The organism is Curtobacterium sp. USHLN213 (assembly GCF_037144815.1).
Taxonomy (GTDB): domain Bacteria; phylum Actinomycetota; class Actinomycetes; order Actinomycetales; family Microbacteriaceae; genus Curtobacterium.
In genome coordinates this window covers 1-26,112 of record NZ_JBBCYQ010000011.1, presented here as the reverse complement: position 1 = coordinate 26,112, position 26,112 = coordinate 1, and the positions used below count along the sequence as shown (strand labels likewise).

The 26,112-nt window shown below is 72.0% G+C and carries 25 protein-coding genes; 20 read left to right on the top strand and 5 right to left on the bottom strand.

Annotated elements, in window-relative coordinates; genetic code table 11:
* Positions 1-14: 14 nt before the first annotated feature.
* Positions 15-1,598 (bottom strand): molybdopterin-dependent oxidoreductase, encoded by a 1,584-nt coding sequence (locus WFH25_RS14845; RefSeq protein ID WP_336698356.1) that lies wholly within the window; start codon positions 1,596-1,598, stop codon positions 15-17.
* A gap of 242 nt (positions 1,599-1,840) precedes the next feature.
* Here WFH25_RS14845 and WFH25_RS14840 point away from each other — a divergent pair, with 242 nt between their 5' ends.
* Positions 1,841-2,467, top strand: coding sequence for a hypothetical protein (locus WFH25_RS14840; protein ID WP_139199359.1), 627 nt, complete (start codon positions 1,841-1,843; stop codon positions 2,465-2,467).
* A 91-nt stretch (positions 2,468-2,558) separates the two neighbouring features.
* On the opposite strand, the gene gndA is transcribed toward WFH25_RS14840, so the two are convergent.
* Positions 2,559-4,016, bottom strand: coding sequence for an NADP-dependent phosphogluconate dehydrogenase (gene gndA, locus WFH25_RS14835; protein ID WP_336698355.1), 1,458 nt, complete (start codon positions 4,014-4,016; stop codon positions 2,559-2,561).
* Between the two features lie 111 nt (positions 4,017-4,127).
* Here gndA and WFH25_RS14830 point away from each other — a divergent pair, with 111 nt between their 5' ends.
* Entirely contained in the window at positions 4,128-4,667 is a 540-nt protein-coding gene (locus tag WFH25_RS14830) for a gluconokinase (protein WP_336698354.1), read from the top strand.
* On the opposite strand, the gene WFH25_RS14825 is transcribed toward WFH25_RS14830, so the two are convergent.
* On the bottom strand, positions 4,654-4,893 hold the full coding sequence (locus WFH25_RS14825) for a hypothetical protein (protein WP_070416791.1): 240 nt from the start codon (positions 4,891-4,893) through the stop codon (positions 4,654-4,656). The genes WFH25_RS14830 and WFH25_RS14825 overlap by 14 nt on opposite strands.
* 214 nt (positions 4,894-5,107) lie before the next feature.
* On the opposite strand from WFH25_RS14825, the gene WFH25_RS14820 reads away from it, so the two are divergent.
* The 5 genes from WFH25_RS14820 to WFH25_RS14800 all read left to right on the top strand — a co-directional run bounded on the left by WFH25_RS14820 (position 5,108) and on the right by WFH25_RS14800 (position 8,600).
* Positions 5,108-6,403, top strand: a complete 1,296-nt coding sequence (locus WFH25_RS14820; protein ID WP_336698353.1) for a sensor histidine kinase — start codon at positions 5,108-5,110, stop codon at positions 6,401-6,403.
* The gene (locus WFH25_RS14815; RefSeq protein ID WP_336698352.1) at positions 6,400-7,092 is read left to right on the top strand and encodes a response regulator transcription factor; all 693 of its coding nucleotides are present in this window, start codon (positions 6,400-6,402) and stop codon (positions 7,090-7,092) included. Before WFH25_RS14820 ends, WFH25_RS14815 begins: the two co-directional genes overlap by 4 nt.
* A 44-nt stretch (positions 7,093-7,136) precedes the next feature.
* A complete protein-coding gene (locus tag WFH25_RS14810) occupies positions 7,137-7,340 on the top strand; it encodes a ribbon-helix-helix protein, CopG family (protein WP_305739221.1) in 204 nt (67 codons plus the stop codon).
* The gene (locus WFH25_RS14805) at positions 7,337-7,717 is read left to right on the top strand and encodes a type II toxin-antitoxin system death-on-curing family toxin (RefSeq protein WP_336698351.1); all 381 of its coding nucleotides are present in this window, start codon (positions 7,337-7,339) and stop codon (positions 7,715-7,717) included. Before WFH25_RS14810 ends, WFH25_RS14805 begins: the two co-directional genes overlap by 4 nt.
* A 64-nt stretch (positions 7,718-7,781) precedes the next feature.
* Positions 7,782-8,600, top strand: coding sequence for a sugar phosphate isomerase/epimerase family protein (locus tag WFH25_RS14800; protein WP_336698350.1), 819 nt, complete (start codon positions 7,782-7,784; stop codon positions 8,598-8,600).
* A gap of 102 nt (positions 8,601-8,702) precedes the next feature.
* On the opposite strand, the gene uxaC is transcribed toward WFH25_RS14800, so the two are convergent.
* Both uxaC and WFH25_RS14790 read right to left on the bottom strand, forming a co-directional pair.
* Positions 8,703-10,142, bottom strand: coding sequence for a glucuronate isomerase (gene uxaC / locus WFH25_RS14795; RefSeq protein WP_336698349.1), 1,440 nt, complete (start codon positions 10,140-10,142; stop codon positions 8,703-8,705).
* A gap of 11 nt (positions 10,143-10,153) precedes the next feature.
* A complete protein-coding gene (locus WFH25_RS14790; RefSeq protein WP_070416787.1) occupies positions 10,154-11,191 on the bottom strand; it encodes a LacI family DNA-binding transcriptional regulator in 1,038 nt (345 codons plus the stop codon).
* A 187-nt stretch (positions 11,192-11,378) separates the two neighbouring features.
* On the opposite strand from WFH25_RS14790, the gene WFH25_RS14785 reads away from it, so the two are divergent.
* From WFH25_RS14785 to WFH25_RS14725, 13 genes are all read left to right on the top strand, one after another.
* Positions 11,379-12,737 (top strand): ABC transporter substrate-binding protein, encoded by a 1,359-nt coding sequence (locus WFH25_RS14785; protein WP_336698347.1) that lies wholly within the window; start codon positions 11,379-11,381, stop codon positions 12,735-12,737.
* Positions 12,737-13,768 carry a carbohydrate ABC transporter permease gene (locus tag WFH25_RS14780; RefSeq protein ID WP_309778831.1) on the top strand — a complete coding sequence of 344 codons (1,032 nt, stop codon included), beginning with the start codon at positions 12,737-12,739 and terminating at the stop codon, positions 13,766-13,768. Before WFH25_RS14785 ends, WFH25_RS14780 begins: the two co-directional genes overlap by 1 nt.
* Entirely contained in the window at positions 13,765-14,718 is a 954-nt protein-coding gene (locus WFH25_RS14775; RefSeq protein WP_071303147.1) for a carbohydrate ABC transporter permease, read from the top strand. Before WFH25_RS14780 ends, WFH25_RS14775 begins: the two co-directional genes overlap by 4 nt.
* 93 nt (positions 14,719-14,811) lie before the next feature.
* Positions 14,812-15,648, top strand: coding sequence for a sugar phosphate isomerase/epimerase family protein (locus WFH25_RS14770; RefSeq protein WP_229086827.1), 837 nt, complete (start codon positions 14,812-14,814; stop codon positions 15,646-15,648).
* Positions 15,645-16,841 (top strand): Gfo/Idh/MocA family protein, encoded by a 1,197-nt coding sequence (locus WFH25_RS14765; RefSeq protein ID WP_071303149.1) that lies wholly within the window; start codon positions 15,645-15,647, stop codon positions 16,839-16,841. Before WFH25_RS14770 ends, WFH25_RS14765 begins: the two co-directional genes overlap by 4 nt.
* Positions 16,838-17,725 (top strand): sugar phosphate isomerase/epimerase family protein, encoded by an 888-nt coding sequence (locus WFH25_RS14760; protein WP_070416783.1) that lies wholly within the window; start codon positions 16,838-16,840, stop codon positions 17,723-17,725. Before WFH25_RS14765 ends, WFH25_RS14760 begins: the two co-directional genes overlap by 4 nt.
* On the top strand, positions 17,722-19,008 hold the full coding sequence (locus tag WFH25_RS14755) for a mannitol dehydrogenase family protein (protein ID WP_336698342.1): 1,287 nt from the start codon (positions 17,722-17,724) through the stop codon (positions 19,006-19,008). Before WFH25_RS14760 ends, WFH25_RS14755 begins: the two co-directional genes overlap by 4 nt.
* On the top strand, positions 19,005-20,357 hold the full coding sequence (manD, locus tag WFH25_RS14750; protein ID WP_229086823.1) for a D-mannonate dehydratase ManD: 1,353 nt from the start codon (positions 19,005-19,007) through the stop codon (positions 20,355-20,357). The genes WFH25_RS14755 and manD overlap by 4 nt, the downstream gene beginning before the upstream one ends.
* Before the next feature lie 17 nt (positions 20,358-20,374).
* The gene (locus WFH25_RS14745; RefSeq protein ID WP_336698340.1) at positions 20,375-21,382 is read left to right on the top strand and encodes a hypothetical protein; all 1,008 of its coding nucleotides are present in this window, start codon (positions 20,375-20,377) and stop codon (positions 21,380-21,382) included.
* 83 nt (positions 21,383-21,465) lie between these two features.
* Positions 21,466-22,683 carry a sensor histidine kinase gene (locus tag WFH25_RS14740; RefSeq protein WP_336698338.1) on the top strand — a complete coding sequence of 406 codons (1,218 nt, stop codon included), beginning with the start codon at positions 21,466-21,468 and terminating at the stop codon, positions 22,681-22,683.
* Positions 22,680-23,336 (top strand): response regulator transcription factor, encoded by a 657-nt coding sequence (locus tag WFH25_RS14735; RefSeq protein WP_336698336.1) that lies wholly within the window; start codon positions 22,680-22,682, stop codon positions 23,334-23,336. Before WFH25_RS14740 ends, WFH25_RS14735 begins: the two co-directional genes overlap by 4 nt.
* 7 nt (positions 23,337-23,343) lie before the next feature.
* The gene (locus tag WFH25_RS14730) at positions 23,344-24,309 is read left to right on the top strand and encodes a hypothetical protein (protein ID WP_336698334.1); all 966 of its coding nucleotides are present in this window, start codon (positions 23,344-23,346) and stop codon (positions 24,307-24,309) included.
* A 296-nt stretch (positions 24,310-24,605) separates the two neighbouring features.
* Positions 24,606-25,991: an RbtT/DalT/CsbX family MFS transporter gene (locus WFH25_RS14725; protein ID WP_336698333.1), complete on the top strand. Its 1,386-nt coding sequence runs from the start codon at positions 24,606-24,608 to the stop codon at positions 25,989-25,991.
* Positions 25,992-26,112 lie beyond the last annotated feature (121 nt).

Genomic DNA, 26,112 nt, shown 5'->3' with positions numbered 1-26,112 from the left:
CGGTCCACACCGTCTCAGGCCGCGCGGACCTCGACCGTGTGCCATCCCGACGCCCCGTTCGGAGCGGGGGGCCGCTCGACGCTCGTCTGCACCTCGCCGTCCGCACTCACCGCGCGGACCTGGATGCGGTGCGACCCCTTCGTCGGCGTCCACCGGTAGACCCACTGCCGCCACGTGTCGGCCGAGACGGAGTCCGCGAGGGTCGCCTCTTCCCACGCGCCGTCCCCGACCCGGACCTGCACACCCTTCACCCCGGTCTGCGGCTGCCACGCGACCCCGGCGATCGCCACCGTCGAACCGGCGTCGACCGTCGCGCCCGCACGCGGGGTGTCGATGCGCGACTCCAGCTTGACCGGACCGCGTTCCGACCAGCCGCGCGGCGTCCAGTAGCCCTGGGCGTCGGCGAACCGCGTGACCTCGAGCTCGGTGACCCACTTCGTCGCGGACACGTAGCCGAAGAGCCCCGGGACCACCATGCGCACCGGGAACCCGTGCTCCGGCGGCAGCGGCTCGCCGTTCATCCCCACGGCGAGCAGCGCGGCCGTGCCGTCGTCCTGCAGGACGTCGAGGGGCGTGCCCGCCGTGAACCCGTCGATGCTGCGCGACAGCACCATGTCGGCGCTCGCGTGGGGCCCGGCGCGCTCGAGCAGCTTCCGGATCGGGTAGCCGAGCCAGAGTGCGGTGCCGATGAGGTCCCCGCCCACCTCGTTCGAGACGCAGCTCAGCGTCGCGTGGTGTTCCTCGAGCGGGAGGGCGAGCAGGTCGTCCCACGTGAGCTCGACCTCGTGGTCGACGGCTCCGTGGATGCGGAGCTTCCAGTCGGCGGTGTCGACCGACGGCACCCGCAGCGCGGTGTCGATCCGGTAGAAGTCGCTGTTCGGGGTGACGTAGGGCGTGATGCCCTCGACGTCGAGCGACGCCCCGGCCGGGACCGCGGGTGCGGTGGTCGCCGGGGCCGGCAGCCGGACGGCCCGGCGTGCGGCAGCGGTCGCCTGCGCGGCGGCGGTGCCCAGACGGGAGGCGCCGCCCACCACGACCGCGACGGCCGCCGCCGTCACACCCCAGACCAGGAAGGCGCGACGTTCCGCAGAGGCGGGTCTGGGCGCGGCGGAGGGCACGGCGGCTGCCGACTCCCACCGGCGGAGCCTGGCGGTGAGCAGCCGGAGCACGATGACGGCCGCGGCGACCCCGAGCACGGACGGAGCCCCGTCCAGCGTGCCGCTGCCGGAACGGGTGGTGACGGCCAGGAGCGAGAGGGCACCGCCCACGGCGAAGACCAGGGCCCCGAACGGCGGGCGGGCGCGTTCGAGGATGCCCGCCCCGGCGCTGACCACGGCGACGATGACCGCCATGAGCACGAACAGCGCGACCTTGTCGCCGGTGCCGAACAGCGTGACCATGAGGTCCTTCGCGCCCGGGGGTGCGAGGTCGATGACCGCCGAACCGACCGCGACGAGGGGGCTGCCGGCACCACCGAGGACGAGGGCACCGAGTTCCGCGGCGGCGAAGAATGCGAGCGCGGCGACGATGCCCGTCGCGGCCGCGAGCAGGCGGGGGCGCGAGACCGCCACGGGGGCGGGCGCGAGGTCAGTGGTCACGGGCCGAGCGTAGGTCGACCGTGCCGCGTGTGTGCTGACAGTCGTGCATGCGGTGGACAGAGCCGGCGGTGTCCGCGCCCGTGGACGACCCGTACCCCGCATGAGCGGGGCCGCCGGTTCGTCGGGCGTTCACCGGTGCCGGCCAGCCGGTCGCGGGTGGAGCATGCGAGGATCGAGGGGTGCTGAGGCGTCCCGATCGTGTCCCGCGCTTCGGTCGCGCCCGGCGACGGGACCGCCACCCGATGTCGCAGGCACGACGTCTCCTGGTGCTGCGCTGGATCATCGTCGGCGTGTGGGCGGCCCTGCTCACGGCACGCATCATCGTGGTGTCCACCACGCCCGACGCCGACCTGACCTTCTTCGGCATCGCCGAGGTCGCCGTGATCGGTGTCGGCCTCCTCGTGATCGCCGGTGCCGTGCTGCGGGGCTGGTCGCTCCGACGGCGGCACGAGGACGAAGCCCTGGCCCTCGCGATCCGCCGGATCGACCCGACGGTGTGGCTCGTCCCGGCGGCACCGACCCCGGAGCTCCGGGCATCGGTGGAGTCCGTCCGGCCGGACGTCGCGCTCGGGCACCGGGTGACGTGGGCCTTCGGTGCGACCGAGGCCTCGCTGTGGGAACTCGAGGAACGTCGTGCGACCCGGCTGCTCGTGATCCGGTGGAGCCGGATGGTGCACGTTGGCCTCGAGGACGTGCACGGCGACGGTCGGTCGTGGGCGATCGCCATGCACTACGTCCGGCCCGACGACACGACAGCGGTGGCGACGTTCTTCGTCCGTGCGGCGCCGGGCTCGCGGCGGATGCTGGGCCGGGGCCCACGGATGGAGCGGCTCGTGGCCGACCTCGCGCGCGAACGCATCGTCGCGTAGCGCGTAGCGCGTAGCGCGTGGCGCGTGGCGGGGAACACGGAGGGCCCCGCCGATCGGCGAGGCCCTCTCGTGGTGCGGTCGTCGCCGCTGCCTAGTGGGTCGACGGTTCCTGTTCGACCTCACGCCGGTCGTCGTCCGACCAGAGCGTGTGGAAGGTGCCGTCCTTGTCGATGCGCTGGTAGGTGTGCGCGCCGAAGAAGTCCCGCTGCCCCTGGATGAGCGCGGCGGGCAGGCGGTCGGAGGCGAGCGAGTCGAAGTACGACAGCGCGGACCCGAACCCCGGCGCCGGGATCCCCGACGCCGCCGCGATGCCGACGATGCGACGCCACGCTGCCTCGCCCTCCTGCACGGCGTTCGCGAAGTACGGGTCCACCAGCAGCGACTCGAGCGAGGGGTTCTTGTCGTACGCCTCGACGATGCGGTTGAGGAACTGCGCGCGGATGATGCAGCCGCCGCGCCAGATCTTCGCGATGTTGCCGAGGTTGATGTCCCAGCCGTACTCCTTCGCCCCGGCGATGATGAGGTCGAAGCCCTGTGCGTACGCGACGACCTTCGACGCGTAGAGCGCCGCGCGGACGTCGTCCTCGAACCCGTCCGGGACCTCGGCGATGGCGGGACGGTCGGGGAAGGCCTTCTGCACCGCAGCGCGCTGGACCGGCTTGGACGACACCGCGCGGGCGAACACCGCTTCGCCGATGCCGGAGACGGGGATGCCGAGGCCGACCGCGTTCTGCACGGTCCACACGCCGGTGCCCTTCGACCCGGCCTCGTCGCGGATGACGTCGACGAGGGCCTTGCCCGTGTCGGCGTCCTGCTGCTTGAGGACCTCGACGGTGATCTCGATCAGGTAGGACTCGAGGTCGCCGCCGTTCCACTCGTCGAACACCTTCACCAGGTCCTCGACGGACAGCCCGCCGACGCGGCGGAGCAGGTCGTACGACTCGGCGATGAGCTGCATGTCGGCGTACTCGATGCCGTTGTGCACCATCTTCACGAAGTGGCCGGCACCGTCGGTGCCGATGTGGGTCACGCACGGCTCGCCCTCGGCGACGGCGGCGATCGACTTGAGGATCGGGCCGAGGGTCTCCCAGGCCTCCTTCGAACCGCCGGGCATGATCGACGGCCCCTTCAGGGCACCCTCTTCACCGCCGGAGATACCGGTGCCGACGAAGTTGAGACCCTTGTCGCGCAGGTCGTGCTCGCGGCGGATGGTGTCGTGGAAGTTGGCGTTGCCGCCGTCGACGATGATGTCGCCGTCCTCGAACCGTTCCGCGAGCTGCTCGATGACCGCGTCGGTGCCCTTGCCCGCCTGCACCATGATGATGGCCGTGCGCGGCTTGGACAGCGAGGCCACGAAGTCGTCGATCGACTCGGACGCGATGAAGCCGGCGTCCGCGTGCTCGTTCAGCAGTTCCTCGGTGCGGGCGTACGTGCGGTTGTAGACCGCGACGGTGTTGCCCTCCCGCGAGGCGAGGTTCCGAGCGAGGTTCGAACCCATCACCGCCAGACCGACCACGCCGATGTTCGCCTGTCCGTTGTTCTCTGCCACGAGGTCTCCTTCGTCCTGACGTTCGGCACCAACCTACGGTCCGCAGCCTGGGACCGCCCGGGTGTTACGGCAACTGGGGACGACTGTTCACCGGCCCAATACGGTGGAGGAATGACCGAGCGCGCTGTCCTCCCGCCCCTGCTCGTGATGGGGGTCTCCGGTTCCGGCAAGTCGACGATCGGGCAGGCCCTCGCCGACGCCCTCGCCGCCCAGGCTCAGCCCACGGTCTTCGTGGACGCGGACGACCTGCACCCCGCCGCGAACAAGGAGAAGATGCGGCAGGGGATCCCGCTCACGGACGAGGACCGCTGGCCCTGGCTGGACGCCTGCGCCGCGCGGATCGCCGAGGTCGAGGACTCCGGCCACCGCTGCGTGATGGCGAACTCGGCGCTCAAGCGTGTCTACCGCGACCGTCTCCGCGCCTCGGCGCCGACCCTCGTGATCGCCTTCCTCGACGGCTCGCACGACCTGATCGCCGACCGCCAGGCGCACCGTCACCACGAGTACATGCCGAGCTCCTTGCTCGACTCGCAGTTCGCGACGCTCGAGCGACCGCAGCCGGATGAGGCCGCCGTCACCGTATCGATCGAGGGCTCGGTCGACGAGACGGTGACGGCGATCCTCTCCGCGCTCTCGGTCACTTCCGGCTGAGCTCGGACAGCCGCGACCGGTACTCCTCGGCGTCGATGTCGCCGCGGGCGAACCGGTCGGCGAGCACCGAGCGGGCGTCCGACCGCGCCCGCCAGCTGCCGCGCCGGAGCACGCCGAACACGAGGAACACGACGAGGAACGCGACGAAGAAGAACGCGGGGAAGACGGGGAACGGGAACCCGCCGCCGTGCCAGTAGGGAGCGGTGGCGGCGATGGTGGTGAGCATGGTGACCTCCTGTGGTCGGTTCGGCGTCGCTGTCACGACCGTCCAAGACTCGGTCCAGGAGGCGCGGCGCGCGTCCGTCCCGCAGCCCCACTTCCGCCTGCTCCCGCAGTCGTAGTGCACGTCCTCCTCCACACCCGACTACTCCCGCGGGAGTAGTCCACAGGTCGTGCGCACGCCCGATGCCGCGGGCGGCAGCCGACCCTAGGCTCGAGCCATGGACACCACCCCGACCCTCGCCGACCGGGCGAGCGACGACACCCGCTGGGTCGGGCGCCGTCGCTTCGCCCGGGTCGGTCGGGTCCTGCCGGTGGCGTTCCTGCAGATCGTCGGGACGCTGCTCGCATCGCGCGTGCTGGACGGACCCGGTGTCGGGACGGACTCGGCCGGCCCACCCTGGGCACGGCACGCGTTCACCGGTGCGGTCGAGCCGGTGCACCTCGGCCCGCTCGCGATCGGCTTCCTCGTGGCCGGCGTCGTGGTGCTCCCGTGGCGCTGGCGGTGGCCACGGTCGGTGCTGCTCCTGACCCTCGCGACCACGATCGGGTACGCCCTCGTCGTGAGTCCGCGCGGGCCGTTCGTCGCCGCGCTGACGATGGCGCTCGCCAACGCGTGGCTCCGCGGACACCGCTGGTGGGTCGTCGCCTCGGCGGCGCTCGCCGTCGTCGTGCTCCCGACCGCCGATGCCGTCCTCGGCCGCTCGTCCGTGCTCGACCTCAGCGCCGTGCTGCTCTGCATCGCCTGGGCCACCGTGACCATCGCCGTGTCCGAACTCGTCCGGGTCCGGCTCGAACGGGTCGCGGAACGCCGTCGTCAGCGCGCCGAGGCCGACCGGCGCCGTGCCGCCGACGAACGGGTGCGGATCGCCCGCGAGCTCCACGACTCGGTCGCCCACAGCATGTCGCTCATCAACCTCCAGGCCGGGGTCGCCCTCCACCTCGGCGCCGACCTGCCGGACCAGACGCGGGACTCTCTCGCGAACATCCGCGACTCCAGCCGCGACGCCCTCGTCGAACTCCGGACGATCCTCGGCGTGCTGCGCTCGGTCGACGGAGCGCCCGACCGCGAGGGGGCGGAGCGCGCCCCGACCGCCGGCCTCGACCGCGTCGCCGACCTGGTGGAACGAGCGCGTGCCGCGGGCGTCGACGTCACCCTGGCCGTCGACGGCGACCGATCGGCGGTGCACGGCATCACGGACCGGAACGCGTTCCGCATCGTGCAAGAGTCGGTGACGAACGTCATGAACCACGCCCCCGGACACCGGGCCGACGTGTCGATCTCGATCGGCCCGGACGTCGTGGACCTCGTCGTCGCCGACCGCCCGTCCCAGCCGCGGGTGGCCGACGTCGGCTCCACCGAGCCGCTCGCCCCGACCGGCAACGGGATCATCGGGATGCGCGAACGTGCGAACGCCGTCGACGGCACCCTGTCCGCCGGACCGACGACCGACGGCGGCTGGCGGGTGGCAGCGCGCCTCCCGGTGGTCGGCACCGACCCCGAGGACGCCCGATGACCACGGCCAGCATCGCCCCGGACCCGATCCGCGTGCTCCTCGTCGACGACCAGGTGCTCGTCCGCGCCGGGCTCCGCGCACTCGTCGACGCCGAACCCGGCATGACCGTCGTCGGCGAGGCGGGCGACGGCGACGCCGCGGTGGACGTCGCACGGCGGGAACGCCCCGACGTCGTCCTCATGGACATCCGGATGCCGGGCACCGACGGGCTCGTGGCGACGCAACGGATCTCGGCCGAGCCCGAACTCGGGGGCGTGCACGTGGTCATCCTCACCACCTTCGAGGAAGACGACTACGTGTTCGAGGCGATCCGCGGTGGCGCTGCCGGATTCCTCGTGAAGGACACCGAACCGGCCGAGCTGCTCCGGGCGATCCGGACCGTCGTCGCGGGGGAGTCCCTGCTCTCGCCCCGGGCGACCCGTTCCCTGGTCGAGGCGTACGCCACCCACGCGAAGCCGTCGTCCCTCGCGCCGGAGCTGGGCGTCCTGACCGACCGCGAGCGTCAGGTCATGCAGCTCGTGGCCGTCGGCATGACGAACGCCGAGATCGCCCAGCACCTCTTCGTCAGCCCGATGACCACGAAGACCCACGTCTCCCGGGCGATGATCAAGCTCGGCGCCCGCGACCGCGCCCAGCTCGTCGTCTTCGCCTACGAGACCGGCCTCGTGACCCCGGGCTGGCGCCCGTGACCAGCCTCCTCGCTGCAGGTATCACGAGTGATACCATCAACCGCATGGCCATGACGCTCCGACTCGACGACGACGAAGCGAGCGCGCTGCGGAAGCGCGCCGATCTCGAAGAGCGCTCGATGCAGGAGATCGCCCGGGCCGCGATCCGTGAGTACATCGAGCACCACAGCCGGAGCGACCTGATCGACAGCATCCTCGACCGCGAACTCCCGCGGTACGCCGAGGCGCTGGAACGGCTCGGTCGGTGATCCACCTCACCACCGACGAAGCGCTGCACATCGCTCGTCGGACGCTCGGCGACGGATTCCTCCTCCGCGATGTCGGGTTGCTCGAAGCCGCCGTCGCGCGGCCGGCGACATCGGTCGGCGGTGCTGATGCCTACCCGACCATCGTCGAGAAGGCCGCGGCGCTCGTGCACTCGGCGGTGCGGAACCACGCCCTCGTCGACGGCAACAAGCGCGTCGGGCTCATGCTCCTCGTCGTCTTCCTCAGCGTGAACGGACGGCGGCTGACCGCGACGAACGACCAGGCGTACGAGTTCATCGTCGCCATCGCGGAGGGGTGCCTCGACGCAGTGCCCGAGATCGCCCGAGCGCTCTCCGAGCTCGTCGAGTCCGCCGACTGACCGGACCCGTGGCAACGGACGGCAACGACTGCCGGACCGCCGCACCCCGAGTTGCATGGACCCCATGTCCTTCACCGGATTCGGCGTCGTCGCCGGAGCAGCACTGACCGAGGCCGTCCGTCGCGCGGGCGCCGACCACGTGGAGCCGACGATCGCCGGCAACCTGGCGATCCGGCCGAACGGCCACGACGGCGGCCACGGCCACGGCGGCGGCTGGGTGCTCGACGACGGCTACACCGGCGACCGTTTCCCGTCCTTCGCGATCCTCGTCCCCGGTGACCTCCCGCTGCTGACCGCCGACCCCGACGCGGTCCGGGACTACTTCGAGGCCGTCCTCCCGATCGTCCACTCCGTCGCCGACCCGGGCGCGAAGATCGTGTTCGGCTCGGGGACCGCACGCACGGCACCCGACGGCATGCCCGAGACCGAGGCCCACCGCCGCTTCGCCGAGGTGCTCCGCACAGCCCGGGACACCGCCGCGGCGAACGACCTCCGCATCGTGCTCGAGCCGCTGAGCCGTTCGGAGACGAACGTCCTGCACTCCGTCGCCGAGACCGTCCGGTTCCTGGACGACGCGGCCGTCGACGGGGTGGACGTCGTCGCCGACCTGTTCCACATCCGGAACGAGGGGGAGTCGCTCGACGTCCTCCGGGAGCACGGCGCCCGCATCGGCCACGTGCACGTCAGCGATCGCGACCGTCGCCCGCTCGGTGCCGAGGGCGGCGACGACGTCTGGCGCGACTTCCTCGCGGCCGTGCACGACGGTGGCTACCGCGGTCCGGTCTCACTCGAGTGCAACTGGTCCCCGACTCCGGACGCGGCGGAGGCCGAGATCCGGCGGTCCCTCGACCTCCTCCGAGGATCGGGTGCCGAACTCGTGTGACACAGATCCGCACGGTGCGAGGCTCCGTGCTGCGTGCGACGCCGCGAGCGTCCCACCGATCACGGAACCTCGCACACAGCGGCCCGGCCCGAAGCCGCCGCCTCAGAGCTTGAACGTCGCCCTCGGGATGTCCGACACGATCCGACGCGCCGTCCGCACCGCGTCCTCCTCGGACAGCTCGTGCGTGACCACGAGCGACGCCAGGTAGGCCGCGTCCGCTCGGCGAGCCATGTCGTGCCGCGCCGGGATCGAGCAGTACGCCCGGGTGTCGTCGATGAACCCCGAGGTCTTCGTGAACGACGCCGAGTCGGTGATGGCCGCCCGGTACCGGCCGATCGCCGCGGGGGTGTCGATGAACCACCAGGGAGCGCCGGCGTACACGGCGGGGTAGAAGCCGGCGAGCGGGCCGATCTCGCGGGAGAACACGGTCTCGTCGACGGTGAAGAGCACGAGGTGGAACCCCGGCGCGGTCCCGAACGACTCGAGCAGCGGCCGCAGCGGTTCGGTGAAGGACCCGACCGCGGGCAGGTCGTGCCCGGTGTCCGGCCCGAAGCGCTCGAGCGTGGGGGTGTGGTGGTTCCGCAGCACCCCGGGGTGGAGCTGCATGACGAGACCGTCCTCCACGCTCATCTCGGCCCACCGGTAGAGCATGTCGTGGCGGTACGCGACGGCCTCCGACGCGGTCACAGCGGACGGACCCTGCATCGCGGCCGCGTGGATCCGCGAGCGCTCCGAGGCCGACAGCGGCGTGGACCCGGCGTCGAGGACCCCGGTGTCCGTGGCGGTGGCACCGTGCTGGACGAAGTACTGGCGACGTGCGCGCAGAGCCGCCAACAGCCCGTCGTGGGTTCCCGTGTCGATGCCGGCGGCCTCACCGATCGACGCGACCACGTGCCTCCAGTCCGACCCCGACGGGTCGAACACGGCGTCCGCGCGGAACGTGGGGACCACCCGGCCGGTGAAGGTGGGGTCGGCGGCGAGCCGCGCGTGCGCGGCGAGGTCGGCGGTGGGCGCGTCCGTGGTCGCGAGGACCTCGATGCCGAAGGCGTCGAACAGGGCGCGCGGACGGAACGCGGGCGTGGTGAGGAGCTCGGCGATGTGGTCGTACTGGGCGTCCGCGTTCGCGGCCGACGGCTGCTCCGTCAGTCCGAAGACGTCGTGCAGCTCCGTCTCGAACCAGTAGCGGACGGGGGTGCCGAGGAAGTCGTCCCAGTGCTCGGCCAAGTTCCGCCAGATGGATCGTCCTGGAGGCACGGTGCCGGTTCCCGACAGGTCGACGCGACCCAGCGCCTCCAGTCCGACACCGTTCGCGTGCAGGAGCCGCAGGACGTAGTGGTCCGGCGTGATGAGCAGCGACGCGGGGTCCTCGAACGGTTGGTCGTCCGCGATGAGGGCGGCGTCGACGTGCCCGTGGGGGGAGATGATCGGCGCGTCCTTGACGGCGTCGTAGACCGTGCGGGCGACCGCTCGCGCTCCCGGGTCGGCTGCGAAGAGCCGGTCCGGGTGCGGGGCGAGCGGTGTGGCGGTGGTGGTCTGGGTCATCGTCGACTCCTTCATGACGCGTGGGGGACGGGTGCGGGACCGGTGGACTCGCGGACGGTGAGGTGGGTCGGCAGCGCGACCGCGCCGCTCATGTGCTCGCCGGGCAGTTCGTCGGCGGGGATCGCGCCGAGCCGTCCGAGGAGCATCCGGATCGCGACCCGGCCGGCCCGCTCGATCGGCGAGGTCATCGTGGTGAGCGGCGGGTTGCAGAAGTCCGCGCCGAAGATGTCGTCGCAGCCGACGATGCTCATGTCCTCGGGGACGCGGACGCCCCGCTCCCGGAGTCGGGCGAGCATGCCGATCGCGATGAGGTCGTTGAAGGCGATGCAGGCGGTGGCACCGGCGTGCACGGCGGCGTCGGCGGCCGCTGCTCCGGAATCGACGAACGGCGCGTGCGGCCCGACGCGGCCGACCCGCACGCCGAGGCGCTTGGCGACGCGGACGAGGGCCTTCCACCGGCGTTCGTTCGACCACGAGCTGTCCGGGCCGGCGACGTAGAGGATGTCCCGGTGGCCGAGGGACACCAGGTGCTGCACGGCCTGCTCGACCCCGCCGGGGGTGTCGATGAGCACGGAGGGGACCCCGGCGGGCCGGCGGTTCACCACGACGAGCGGGGTGCGTTCGGCGAACCGGGCGATCTGCGCGTCGGACAGTCGCGACGCGGTGAGCACGGCCCCGTCGGCCTTCCCGGCGATCGCGCTGAGGGCGGCCATCTCGGCGTCGGCGGACTCCTCGGTGTCGACGAGGAGCTGCGTCCACCCGGCACCGGCGAGCTGGTGCTGCGTCCCGCGGATGACGTCGAAGTAGAAGGGGTTCGTGATGTCGGACACGAGGACGGCGACCGCGCGGGTCCGGCCGGACGTGAGCGCCCGGGCCTGCGAGTTCGGGACGTAGCCGAGTTCCCGGGCCGCCTGCTGGATGCGCTGTTGCGTCGCCTGGTTCACGCGGTCGGGCAGGGAGAGCGCCCGGGACACCGTGGACGGCGCCACACCGGTGGCGTCGGCGATGTCGCGGATGGTCACCCGCCGGGCGGTGTCGGTGTCGGTCACGGTTCCTCCGTCGTCCGGCCTGCGCGTCGGTGCGCCGGTGCGGTCTGCCGGTGCCTCGGTGCGCCGGTGCAGCGAACGTAAACCGGTCTGGCAACAAGTGGCAACCGATTGCCGCATGTTGCCAACCGCGGGACAGTGGATCGACCGGGCAGTGCCGCCCGGAGGAGGTCTCGAGGAGGAAACCCCCGTGAACACGCGAAGACTTCATGCCCGCACCGTGATCGGTGCCGCGGCCGTCGTCGCCCTCGCCGCGCTGTCCCTCCAGGGATGCGCCGTGGTGAACGGCAGCGGCGACGACCCGAACACCCTCCGCGTCATGATGGGCGCGGACACCACCTACCCCAAGGAACGCAAGCAGTGGCAGCAGGACGTCGCCGCTGAGTTCAAGCGCACCACCGGTGCGAACGTCCAGTGGGAGACGTACTCGTCCGCCCAGGAGGAGCTCACCGCCATCCAGACGAGCGTCATCTCGGGGCGGGGTCCGGACGTGTACGCGATCGGCAGCACGTTCACGCCGACCGCGTACGCCACCGGCGCCTTCGTCGAGATGGGCTCGAAGGAGTGGAAGGCCGTCGGGGGCAAGGACCAGTTCGACCCCGCGTCCTTCGGGATCTCCGGACCGAGCACCTCGAAGCAGATCGGCATCCCGTTCGCCAGCCGACCGTTCGTGATGGCGGTGAACAAGGACCTGCTCGCCGACGCGGGGATCACGGAGATGCCCACGACCTGGGACCAGCTGACCGAGGACGCGAAGGCCACCACCACGGGTGGCCGGCACGGCCTCGCGATCGCCTACGCCGACGGCTTCGACCCGTGGAAGTTCGTCTGGGGCATGGCGCAGAACGCCGGCAACACGATCGTCTCGAAGGACGGCAAGGCGGAGATCGACTCGAAGGCCGTCGAGAACGCCTACCGCACCTACTTCGACTGGGTCACCAAGGACGGCGTCGTCGACAAGGCCGCGATCGGGTGGAACAACGCCCAGGCCCTCGCGCAGTTCACCGAGGGCAAGGGCGCGTTCTTCCCGATGACGACCACCACCGCGATCAACTCGTTCAAGAACACCCCCGTCGACGGCAAGTACGAGTTCGCACTCCTGCCGACGGTGCCCCCGGGAGCCACGTCGCGTCCATCCGGCGGCATCGAGGCGGCGAGCATCCTCTCCGGCGACAACTGGGTCGTGGCCGACTACGGCAAGAAGCAGGACCTGTCGTTCGACTTCATCAAGCAGCTCAGCACGCCGAAGGCGCAGCTCGAGTACTACAAGCTCTTCGGCAACCTGCCGACGAACTCCGACGCCGCGGCCGAACTCGCGGCGGCGAACCCCCAGCTCAAGCCGATCATCGACGCCGGCAAGCTCTCGAAGCCGACCGCCTTCACCGGTGCCTGGTCGGACATCCAACTCTCCCTCGTGGACGTCGTCGTGCAGTCCATCCCGTCGCTCAAGAGCGGCGAGGTCACCGACGACCAGCTCCGTGCGCGACTCAAGGCGGCGCAGCACGACGCCCAGTCCACGCTCGACCGGCATAAGAACGGAGGCCTGTGATGACGCAGGTCCAGACCCCCGCGCCGCGCGCGACCGAGTCGCGTGACCGCGAGGTCCGTCCGCACGGCACGACCCCGCTGTACAAGCGGGAGCGTCCGCTCTGGATGCTCCTCCCAGGCGGCGTCCTCATGCTCGCCGTCATCGTGGTGCCGCTCCTGGTGGGCTTCTACATCGCGATGCTCGACCTCGACCAGTACACGCTCCGCCAGTGGTTCAGCGCCCCGTTCGTCGGGTTCGCGAACTTCGCCGAGGCGTTCACCGACTCGCCCCTGCTCCACTCGATCTGGATCTCGGTGTCCATCTCGGTGCTCGTCACCGCGGTCACCGTCCCGATCGGCGTCGCCGCGGCGATCTCGACGCAGAACCGGTTCCCCGGTCGCGGACTCGTCCGGTCGATCTACCTCATCCCGTACGTGCTCCCCGCCTTCGTCGTCGGCACGTTCTTCCGGACGATGCTCCAGCCGCAGGGCGTCGTGAACTCGATCCTGCACACCGACGTGCTCTGGTTGAACGGCTCCGCGTCGTACTGGGCGCTCGCCGGCGTGATGATCTGGACGAGCTGGCCGTTCGTCTATCTGCTCTCCCTCGCCGGACTGCAGGCGGTCGACAACGAGGTGCACGAGGCCGCCGCACTCGACGGGGTGACCTGGTGGGCGAAGCTCCGCTACATCATCTTCCCGTACCTGCGCGGACCCCTGAGCCTCGCGGTGATCATCGCGATCCTGCACAACATCAACAACTTCACCCTCCCGTTCGTGCTGTTCGGCATCCCGCTGCCGTCGAGCGTCGAGGTCATGCCCGTCCTCACGTACATCGCGAGCTTCCAGTCGTTCCGCTTCGGCCTGTCCGCGGCGATGGCGATCTGCTCGCTCGTGATCGTCGCGATCCCGCTGTTCGTCTACCTGCGGGCCGTGAAGCTCGACACCGGTGACGACGCGGGCCCCGACCGCAAGCAGCGTCGTGCCGACCGGCGCACCCTCGCGGCAGCGACCCCGGCCGCTGCCGCCGACATCGACGGAGCCCGAGCATGAGCGCCTTCACCACCTCCACGCGGACCCGCCCCACGGCGACGCTGACCGAGAGCATCACCGCCGGCGACCGCGGCCGTCGGCACAAGCGCCCGTACGACACCGACGTCACCCGGCTCCTGCCGCGCTGGCTGCTCATCCTCGTGATCGCGGTGATCATCGCGTTCATCGCCGTCCCCGTGCTCTACATCCTGTTCGGGTCGGTCAACTCCGACGTCGCGGTGGCCCGGGGCGAGTACTTCCCCTCGGAGTTCACGCTCGCGAACTACGTGGACATCTGGTCGACGGTCGCACTCGGCGAGGGGCTCGTGAACTCGATGCTCACCGCCGGTGCCGTCGCCGTCGCGAGTGCGGCGCTCGCCGTCTCCACCGCGTACGTGCTGGTCCGGTTCCGCTTCCTCGGACGCCTCACGTTCCTCCGCGGCCTGCTCGCGCTGCAGTCGATCCCCGGCACGCTCCTGCTCCTGCCCGTGTTCGTGGTGTTCTCGAACATCGCGAGCGCCACCGGCGTGCAGATCATCGGCACCCGCTGGGGACTGTTCGTCACCTACCTGACGTTCGCCCTGCCGTTCTCGACGTGGGTGATGGTCACGTACCTGCGCGGCCTGCCGAAGGAACTCGAGGAGGCCGCCCGCATCGACGGCGCGTCCAGCACCAAGATCCTCACGAAGATCGTCCTGCCGCTCTCGTGGCCCGGCATCGTCGTGTCGGCGATCTTCGCCTTCCTGCTCGGCTGGAACGACGTCCTGTTCTCGACGATCATGACGACCCCCAACACCCGCACGGTGGCGGTCGTCCTGCAGGTCCTCGGCACCACGCAGGAGGGCGGCGCCGTCCCGATCTACGGCCAGATGATGGCCGCCTCGATCGTCTGCGCGGTCCCGGTCGTGGCGCTCTACCTGATCTTCCAGCGCTACCTGGTCGGCGGTCTCACCGCCGGCTCCGTCAAGTAGCGCTGTGCAGTCCGCCGACTTGTCCACAGACTGCCTGGAGGCGCGGTGCCAGCCCGCCCCGCGCCTCCAGGCTGGTCGCATGAAGGGAATGCAATGACCCAGCCCAGTTGGGAACTCTCCGGTTTCGGCGACGAGATCGACGCCGATCCGGCGATCCAGGTCGCGGTGCTGCAGGCGCTCGGCGCCAGCGCCATCGAGGTCCGCAGCGCGTGGGGGGTGAACGTCGTCGACCTCGACGAGGACCAGCTCGCCGGCCTGCACCGTCTGTTCGAGGAACGCGGGCAGACCGTGTCCGCCATCGCCTCGCCGATCGGCAAGGTGTCGGTCGACGAGCCCGTCGAGCACGAGGTCGGACGACTCGGCCGCGCGATCGCCGCCGCGCACGCCCTCGGCACCACGAACATCCGGATCTTCTCGTTCTACTTCGAGGGCCGGCAGCCCGAAGCCGTCCGCGACGACGTCCTCGTCCGGATGCGCGCCCTGGCCGACCTCGCCGAGCGCGAGGGCGTCACGCTGCTGCACGAGAACGAGAAGGACATCTACGGCGACGTCCCCTCACGCGTGCTCGACATCGTCGAGAGCGTCGGCTCGCCCGCGCTCCGACTCGCCTGGGACAACGCGAACTACGTCCAGTGCGGCGTCAAGCCGTTCACCGACGGATGGGCACAGCTCGCGCCGTACGTCGACTACCTGCAGGTCAAGGACGCCCTCGCCGCCGACTCGTCGGTGGTCCCCGCAGGGGAGGGCGACGGCGAACTCCTGCAGACCCTCACCGCGCTGCGCGACGCCGGGTACTCCGGCTACGCCTCGCTCGAGCCGCACCTCAGCGACTTCACCCACCTCGGCGGGTTCTCCGGCCCCGCGGCGTTCGGCCGCGCCGGTCGTGCCCTCCGGAAGCTCACCGACCAGATCGGAGTCACCCTGCGATGACCGAACCCACCCCGCTCAAGCTCGCCGTCGTCGGCGCCGGCGTCATCGGACGCCACCACGCCAAGGTCGCCGTCCACCACCCGGACCTGCAGGTCGTCGCCCTCGTCGACGCGATCCCCGCAGCGGCCACGAGCGCCGCCGACGAGATCGAGGCGATGGGCGTCACCCGCCCCATCACGACGTCCACCATCGAGGAAGCGATCGCGCAGACCGACATCGACGTCGTCGCGATCTGCTCGCCGTCCGGCATGCACGTCCAGCTGGCCGAGGCCGCCCTCGCCGCCGGCAAGCACGTCGTCATCGAGAAGCCCCTCGACACCACGATGCCCCGCGCACGGCAGATCGCCGCACTCGCCGCCTCCGCACGAGCGCGCGGACTGGTGACGAGCGTCATCAGCCAGCACCGGTTCGACCCGGCCTCCGCCGCCGTTGCAGCAGCCGCCCACGACGGCGGGTTCGGCACCGTGACCTCCGGCCTCGCGAGCGTCGCCTGGTACCGCTCGCAGGGCTACTACGACTCCGGCGACTGGCGCGGCACCTGGGCGCTCGACGGCGGCGGCGCGGTGATGAACCAGGGCGTGCACACCGTCGACCTACTCGTCTGGGCGCTCGGACGTCCGGTCGAGATCTCGGCGCAGACCGGCCTGCTCGCGCACGACCGGATCGAGGTCGAGGACACCGCGGTCGCCACCGTCCGGTTCGCCGGGGGAGCGCTCGGCGTCATCCACTGCACGACCGCCGCGTACCCGGGCCTCTCCGCCCGGTACGCCGTGTACGGCACGCACGGGTCCGCGATCGTCGACGACGACCGCCTGGCGTACTTCCACATCGCCCCCGACGCTGCGACGCTCGAGTCCGCGTCCACCACCGCGAACGCCACGGCGGTCGCCGGTGCGGTCGACCAGAAGGACGAGGTCGTCCCGCCGGAGCACGTCGTCGGCGGTCCCGCCGAACCCGACCACTTCGCCGCCGGTCACGCCCGGCAGTACACCGACATCGTCGAGGCGATCCGCGACGGCCGCGAACCCGGCGTCACGGTCGACGCGGCCCTCGTGTCCCTCGCCACCGTCCGCGGCCTCTACGTCAGCGCGACGCTCGGCAAGCCCGTCCGGATCGACGACGTGATCGAGGGCGCGTACGACGACGTCGTCCCCGTCGTCGGCGCACACGCAGCAGAAGGAGCCACCCGATGAAGTTCTCCGTGTTCACCGCCTCCACCCCCGACTGGACCCCGTCACAGGCCGCGCAGACGCTCGCCGAGCAGGGCTGGGACGGCATCGAGTGGCGCATCGTCGACGACCGTCCGGCCTCCGGCGAGGCCGTGCCCGCCGGGCGCTCGTTCTGGGCCGGCAACAACTCCACGTGGCAGTTCACCGGCATCGAGGACCAGGTCGGCGAGATCGCCCGCACCACCGACGCTGCCGGGCTGGAGTACTCCGGCATCGGCGGGTACCAGCAGGCGTCGAACCGTGACGGCGTCGACACCATGCTCCGCGTCACGAGCGAGCTCGGCGCCCGCCAGGTCCGCGTCTCGATGCCGATGTACCGGCAGGAGAAGGAGCGCACCGGCGAGACCTACACGCAGATCTTCGACCGCACCCGCGCCGACCTCGAGTGGGCCGTGGCCCGGGCGACCGAGCTCGGCGTCAAGGCGCTCGTCGAGCTGCACCACATGACGATCACGCCCTCGGCGTCGGCGGCGCTCCGGCTCGTCGACGGCCTCGACCCGGAGCACGTCGGCGTGATCCACGACCTCGGCAACCTCGTGATCGAGGGACACGAGGACCACCTCGCCGCGTTCGAGCTCCTCGGCCCGTACCTCGCCCACGCGCACGTGAAGAACGCCCGCTGGGTCGACACCGGCGACACCCGGGCCGACGGCAGCACGATCTGGCAGAACGAGTGGGCACCGCTGCGCACCGGCCAGGCGTCCGTCTCCGAGTACCTCGACGCGCTCCGCCAGGTCGGATACGACGGCTGGGTCACGATCGAGGACTTCTCCACCGACCTCCCGCTCGAGGCCCGCACCGCCGACAACCTGGCGTACCTGCGGTCCCTCGTACCGGTGTCGGCATGACCGATCGCCGACCCGGCATCGTGCACCTCGGGGTGGGTGCGTTCGCGCGCGCCCACCTCGCCTGGTACACGGCGCACGCCGACGGCGAGCCGTGGGGCCTCACCGCCTTCACCGGACGCTCGCCGGACACGGCCGACGCGCTGCAGGCCCAGGGGTGCCGGTACACGCTCGTCACCCGGGCCGCCTCGGGCGACGACGCCGAGGTGGTCGACACGATCGTGGCCGCCCACCCGGGCAGCGACTCCTCGACCTGGAGGCACGTGGTCGCGTCCCCGGCGACCACCGTCGTCACGCTGACGGTCACCGAGCAGGGCTACCGGTCCGGTTCCGACGTCCCGGCCCGCCTGGTCGAGGGGCTCGAGGCCCGCCGCGCCGCGGGGTCGGGGCGCATCGCGCTCGTCAGCCTCGACAACCTGACCCACAACGGTGACGTGCTCCGTGACGCGGTGACGTCCGCCGTGTCCGACCCGGCGCTGCAGGACTGGGTCGACGCGAACGTCTTGTTCCCCTCGTCGATGGTCGACCGGATCACCCCGGCCACGACCGACGACGACGTGGCGGCGCTGGCGGAGCTCCCCGGTGCGCTCGACGGCGACCGGGTGCCCGTGGTCACCGAACCCTTCGCGGAGTGGGTGCTCGAGGACGGCTTCGCGGGGATCGATCGTCCGGCGTGGGAGACCGCCGGCGTCCGCATCGTCGACGACGTCACCCCGTACGAGCAGCGGAAGCTCTGGCTCCTGAACGGGTCCCACTCACTGCTGGCGTACCTCGGCCTGCAGCTCGGCCACGACACTGTCGGGTCCGCGATGGGCGACCCCGTCTGCCGGGCGGCCGTCGAGCAGCTCTGGGACGAAGCGGCGCTCGAGCTCCCACTGCCCGAAGCCGAGGTCGCCGCGGCACGCGACGCCCTGGTCGACCGGTTCGCGAACCCCCGGATCCGGCACACCCTGCGGCAGATCGCCGCCGGCGGCTCCGAGAAGCTCCCCGTCCGCGTGGTCGACGTGCTCCGGCACCGGCTGGACCGCGACCCGTCCGCGGGCATCGGTCCCGGTGCCGCGACCGCCATCGCGGCGTGGTGGCTGCACCTGACAGAGCAGCCCGACCTGGTGAGCGACGACGGAGCCCCCGGGGCAGACTCGGACGTGCACGACGTGCTGCGCGTCATCGCCCCCGACCTCGACACCACCCCCGTCGTCGCGGCGATCACCGCCGCGGCCGACCGCATCCGTGCCGCGCGGGACACCGCGGAGCGCACGAGAACCGACGAAGGAGTCCACGCATGACCGACACCACGACGAACCCCGCGGCCCCGGTGCCGGGTGCGACCGACGCCGGCGCGGCGACCGATCCGACCGCCGGACGTCCGGACACGTGGGCGTCGGCCGACCGTGGGCAACTGATCGACCGCGCCGAGGTCATCGTCACGAGCCCGAACCGCAACTTCGTGACGCTGAAGCTCACCACCGCCGACGGCGTCACCGGTCTGGGCGACGCCACCCTGAACGGTCGAGAGCTCGCCGTCGCCACCTACCTGTCCGAGCACGTCGTGCCACTGTTGGTCGGCCGCGACGCGAGCCGGATCGAGGACGCCTGGCAGTTCCTCTACCGCTCGTCGTACTGGCGGCGGGGTCCGGTCACCATGGCCGCGATCGCCGCGGTCGACATGGCGCTCTGGGACATCAAGGGCAAGGTCGCGGGGATGCCCGTGTACCAGCTGCTCGGCGGCGCCTCCCGGACCGGGCTGATGGCGTACGGCCACGCCTCGGGCAAGGAGCTGCCGGAGCTGTTCGACTCCATCCGTGAGCACCAGTCCGAGGGCTACCGCTCGATCCGCGTGCAGACGGGCGTCCCCGGCCTTGAGTCGATCTACGGCATCGCTTCGAACAAGACGACGACGGGGAACGAGGGCGTCCGCTACGACTTCGAGCCCGCGCAGCGCGGTGCGTTCCCCGCGATGGAGGACTGGGACACCCGGGCGTACCTGCGCCACGTGCCCACCGTGTTCGAGGCCGTCCGGAACGAGTTCGGCCCCGAGCTGCCCCTGCTGCACGACGGCCACCACCGGATGACCCCGCTGCAGGCGGCGAAGCTCGGCAAGTCGCTCGAGCCGTACGACCTGTTCTGGCTCGAGGACTGCACCCCGGCCGAGAACCAAGAGGCCCTGAAGCTCGTCCGGCAGCACACCACGACGCCGCTCGCGATCGGCGAGGTCTTCAACACGATCTGGGACTTCAAGGACATCATCCGAGACCAGCTCATCGACTACGTCCGCGGCGCCGTGACCCACATGGGCGGCATCTCCCCGCTGAAGAAGACGATGGACTACGCCGCGATGTACCAGATCAAGTCCGGGTTCCACGGGCCGACCGACATCTCGCCGGTGGGCCTCGCGGCGCAGATGCACCTCGGGCTGGCGATCCACAACTTCGGCATCCAGGAGTACATGCAGCACGGCCCGAAGACGAACCAGGTGTTCCGGCAGACCTTCACCTTCACCGACGGGTACCTGCACCCCGGCGACGAGCCGGGCCTCGGGGTCTCGCTCGACGTCGACGAAGCCGGCAAGTACCCCTACGAGCAGGCGTACCTGCCCTTCAACCGCCTCGCCGACGGCACCGTCCACGACTGGTAGCGGGCAAGCTGGGCCGCATGGGGTTCGCGGACGTGGCGAGGGAACTGCTCCTCGTCGCGCCCGCGGACTTCGTCGCCGAGCGGACGGCTCGTCAGCGGGCGGTCCGGAAGGACGACCGTGCCCTCGCGACGGCGATCGGCGGCCTCCGGAAGCCCGCGCCCGCCGCGTGGGTCATCGACCTGCTGGCGCACGAGGGTGCCCTGGACGAAGCGGTCGACCTCGGACCCGCCATCCGGCAGGCACAGGCGGGTGCCGACCCGGCCGTCATCCGGAAGCTCCGGCGTCAGCGAGCGGGCGTGGTCGACGCGCTCACCCAGGCCGGTGCCGACCTCGCGTCCGATGCCGGGCACCCGGTGACGCCGGCCGTGCTCGACCAGGTGCGGGCGACGATCGAGGCCGCGATGGCGGACCCGCACGCCGGTGCCGCGGTGCGCTCCGGGCTCCTCGTCCGCGCGCTCGAGAGCGCCGGGTTCGACGACGTGGACCTCGACGGGGCGCTCGCCGATCCGGATGCGGTGCCCGATGCGTGGTCGGGGAGCGGCGCGGCGCCGATCCCCATCACGGAGGGGAGACGCGCGGCGGGGACGACCCGCGCCTCCCGGAAGCCCGACTGCAAGCCGGACCACAAGCCCGAACGCAAGCCGGACCACAAGCCCGAACGCAAGCCGGACAGCGAGCCGGACCGCGAGCCGGACCGCGAGCCGGACCGCGAGCCGGACCGCGAGCCGGAGCCTGCCCCGGACTCCTCACCCGAGACCGACCCGGCCGCCGAACGCCGCGCAGCGGGCGAGGCCGAGACGGCCGCACGGACGGAGTCCCGCGACGCCGACGCCGCACTCGACGCGGCCGAGGACGCCCTCGCGACCGCCGAGGCCCGCCGGGCCGACCTCGAACGCCAGCTCGCCGAGGCCACCGCCGAGGTCACGCGACTCGAGCACGCCCGCGACGACGCCGAGACCACGAGCGACCGAGCCCGCGAGCTCCTCGCGGCCGCCCAGCACCACCGACGCGAGGTCGGCCGCTGACCACTGGCCGAGCCTCATCCACTCGGATGAAAGCCGCCTCCAGTGCTCGCTCCCCGCCGGACACCGCCCCTACGCTCGGCCGCATGCGCTACTTCCTCCGTCGCCGTGCACGGCACCTCGTCGCCCCGATCGCCGGGGTCGTCTACCTCGTGCTGTGGCTCGTCGCCGAGGCCAGCCGCACGGACCCCGACCACGTCGTCGTCCTCGTCGCCTTCGCCGTCGCCATCGGGCTCGCGGCCTGGATGCCGGCGACCGCGCTCGGGATGATCGCCGGCGTGCCACTGCTGCAGGCGCTGCGGCTGCTCGCCCGACCCGAGGCGACGGTGTGGCCCGAGTACATCGCCATCGCGATCGTCGCCGGCATCGTGGGGGCGGGACGCTCCGACCTCCTGCGGTGGCTCGCGATCCCGGCGCTCGGCGTCGGCAGCGCTGCCGCTGCCTGGGCGATGGTGGTCGCCTCCGCGGCGGACCAGGACGTGTGGGCGACCTGGACGGGGTCCACCGCCGGCACCCGGTCGGACCTGGTGTTCATCGCGCTGACCATCGCGGGCGGCAGCGGGATCGCCTGGGCGGTCGGCGTGGCGATCGGCGCGACGTGGCGGATCGGCCTCGCCCGGGTCCGCACGGCCCGGGCCGAGCACGAGACCGAGGTGACGAGCGCCGAGTTGCGGGCCGAGCAGGAGCGCGCGCGGATCGCCCGGGACGTGCACGACTCGCTGGCCCACTCGCTCGCCGTCGTGGTGTCGCAGGCGCAGGGGGCGGCGGCGATCGCGGTGCGGGACGAGCACGCTTCCCGGGCACTGCAGGACATCGCCGAGGTCAGTCGTTCCGCACTCGGCGACGTCCGGGCACTCGTCGAGCGGATCCAGGGCGCCGGACCCGACGCGCCGCACGGGCTGACGGACCTGCCCGACCTCGTCGCCGACATGCGCGAGCTCGGCATGGACGCCGTCCTCGAGGAGCACGGCGAGCCCGGTTCCCTCGCTCCGGCCGCGCAGGGCGCTGTGCACCGGATCGTGCAGGAGAGCCTGACCAACGCGCTCAAGCACCAGGGACGCACGGCGACCGTCCGGGTCGTCCTCGACTGGCGGGGCCCCGGGCTCGGCGTGGTCGTCACGTCGACGGGGGCGGTCCCGCTCGTCGTCGCGGACGGTCGCGGTTCCGGCATCGCGGGGATGCAGGAGCGGGCCCGACTGGTCGGCGGGTGGCTGCGGGCCGGGGCCGGCGACGAGGAGCACGAGTTCGTCGTCACCGCGTGGTTGCCCGTGGCGGTCGTCGGCGAGCTGGAGGCGGCCCGGTGACCCCGGTCCGCGTGGCGGTCGCCGACGACCAACGACTCTTCGCGTCGGGCATGCAGATGCTCCTGGACGCACAGCCCGACATGACCTGCGTGGGGACCGCGGGGGACGGTGCCGCGGCCCTGGAGCTGTGCGCGTCCGTGCAGCCCGACGTCCTCCTGCTCGACCTGCGCATGCCGGTGCTGAACGGCATCGAGACGCTCGCCCGGCTGGCTGCGACCGGCGAGGACCGGCCCCGGGTGGTCGCCCTCACCACGATCCGCCGCGACGACGCGGTGCTCGCCGCACTCCGGGGCGGGGCGGCGGCGTTCCTCACGAAGGACGCGCTCCCGGACGTCGTGACCGCCACGATCCGCGACGTGCACGAGGGGCGCCCGGCGCCGACCGAGGCCGAGGCGCTCGACCTCCTGCGCGCCCAGGGCGTGCCCGTCGAGACGCACCGACGTGACGAGGTCCTCGACGCCCTGACCGCCCGCGAGCGGGAGGTCTTCCTGCTCGTCGCGAAGGGGCTCAGCAACCAGGAGATCGCCGCTGCCGTGTTCCTCAGCGAGGCGACCGTGAAGTCCCACGTGCGCGCGGTGCTCACGAAGCTCGGACTCCGGAACCGCATCCAGGTCGTCATCACCGCACACGAACGCGGCCTCGTCCGCGCCTAGGGGAACCATGCGACTCACCATCCGTGCCGCGAAGACCGGCGCCCTCGCCCTCGTGCTCGTCGGACTCGGCGCCGGCGTCGTGCACGCCCTCCCCGAACCGGCGGACCGAGCGATCGAGCCGACCGTCGAGCGGGACGTCGCCACGTGGGCGATGCCGTTGGACGGCTGGGTCCAGCCGGGGTCGGACAAGGCCTCCTACGGCGAGGACCTCGTCATGCAGCCGTGCCTGCGGAAGGCGGGCATCGACTTCCCGCCGCCGTGGGCGACCATCGACGGCCTCGAAGCGGCCTCGGATGCGGCGGAGACCCCCGAGCGCGGCAATCCGGCCCCGGCACTGTCGTCGACCCGCCCGCTCGACGAGGACACCGCACGGGCGCGGGGCTACCACGCGCCGTCGACCGCCGGGGCGAACCGGGACGGCCGCCGCGCGTGGGGTGGGGATCCGGAGCGGAACGCCGCCTTCGCCGATGCCTCGCAGTCCGCCGTCACCCACTGTTTCCGCCAGGCCGAACGCACCGTCGGGACCGCCGACCCGGACGGCAGCGTGCAGAGCGCCTCGATGACCGCGAAGCGCCTGACGTTCCTCGCCGGGACGGCCGCGCGGGACGACGAGACGGTCGTGGCCGCGGCGGCGCGCTGGCGGACGTGCATGGCGGACGCCGACGTCCCCGACCTGCCCGGAGCGCCGAGCGGGATGCCCTCGCAGTCGATGCGGATGGACTACGGCACGAACCTGGTGTCGACGCCGGTGCAGGACGCCGAGGTCGCGATCGCCGAGCGTGACGTCGCCTGCCAGGACTCGTCGGGCTACCGCGAGGCGCTGTACGACGCCGAGTGGCAACGGCTCCTCCACGTGACGGCCTCGGACGCCGCGGTCCTGCGCGCGGCGGAGCCCGATCAACGCGAGGTCGACCGGCACCTCGACGAGTTCATCCGCGACCTGGCACCGGCGGCGCCGTCCGACGTGGACTGACCGGTGCTCCGCGAGCGGCCCCGGAGCCCACATCGTTACCCAACAGTTGTCGTTCTTGACGGACTGTGTTGGAGCGGTCTAATCTCGGGCACCATGCTTCGGGCCGGCGATGGTCCGCCGGGTCCGCCTCGACGACAGCACCGGGCGGCCCGGGTACAGGACTCGCATCATCGCCGACGCAGCACCCCACCCGCAGCCACTGCGCGGGCGAGGTGCTGCACGGCGCGCGGCGCACCCCGGAGACATGCCGCGATGCCGGGTCGAGCACTCCGGGGCCCCTCCAGGAGAGACGACACATGTCGGAACCCCGCACCGCCCGCACCACCACCCTCACGCCGCCGAACGGCGTCACCGCACCCGAGTCCGGCACCGCCGCACCACCGCCCGCACCACCGGCCGCCGCCGCCCACGAGGGACTCCTCGCCCGCCTCGGCATCCCGCACCCGCTGCGCTGGGGCTTCCTCGGCGTCCTGGTCTTCATGACCGGCGACGGCATCGAGTCGAACTTCATCTCCCCGCACATCGCGGCGGCGCTCGGCTCCGGCGGGGTCGACAGTGCCGCGATGGTGATCGGCCTCTACGGCGTCGCGGTCCTCGTCGCGTCGTACTTCGCCGGCGTGCTGTCGGAGCTCTGGGGTCCGCGCCGGGTGATGACCATCGGCGCCGTGCTCTGGGTCGTGTTCCAGGTCGCGTTCCTCGCGGCACTGCCCACCGCGTCGGTCGGCCTCATCGCGCTGACCTACTTCCTGCGGGGCCTCGGCTTCCCGCTGTTCGCGTTCTCGTTCCTCTGCTGGGTGAACCACACGGTCGCCCGCGAGCGGAACGCCACCGCCGTCGGCTGGTTCTACGTCGTGTTCACCGGCGGCCTGCCGACGCTCGGCTCGCTCATCGCGATCGGCACCATCCCCGCGTTCGGCGGCGGCCACACCGGGGAGACCTGGTCGATGGCGCTGTCGCTGCTCCTCGTGGCGGTCGGATGGGCGATCGTCCGGTTCGGCGTGCACGAGCCCACCGGCCTCGGTCGGATCGCGCCGCGCTCGCACTCCGCCGCCCGGGTGATCGCGAGCGGCATCGAGGTCTGCGTCAAGCGCCCGAAGGTCCTGCTCGCCGTCCTCATCCGGCTCGTGAACACCGCCCCGGAGTTCGGCATGTTCGTGATCATGCCCGCGATCATCGGCACCGAGCTCGGTTGGGGCCAGTCGAAGTGGCTGACGATGACCGTGATCGTCTACGCCGGCAACATCCTGTTCAACGCGTTCTTCGGCGCCCTCGGCGACCGCATCGGCTGGATCCGCACCGTGAAGTGGTTCGGCATCGGCGCCTCGGCGATCGGCCTGCTCGCGTGGTGGTACGTCCCGCACCTCGTGCCGGCCGGCTCCGAGTGGGGCTTCTGGCTGGCGACCGCCGCCGGCACCGTGTTCGGCATCATGCTCGCCGGGTTCACGCCGATGGGCGCGATCGTCCCCGCCTTCGCCGGCGAGGAGCGCCGTGGCGCCGCGATGGCCATGTACGCCACCGCAGCGGGTGGTGCGACGTTCCTCGGCAACGCCGTCGTCAGCGCCGTGCTGCCCTGGGGCGGCCCCGGCGGCGTCGTCTGGACGTTCGTCGGCCTCTACGTGCTCGCGTTCGTGGTGCTGTCCTTCCTCAAGGTGCCGGAGGGCGCCGAAGCGGCGGGCGACTGACGCGACCACCTGCGGCCTGGGGGGGCGGGGGGGGGCCCCCCCCCCCCCGCCCGCCGCCCCGGGCCCCCGACCCCGCCCCCGGGGGCTCCCCCCCCGGGGGGGGGCGAGGCAGCGGGGAGGA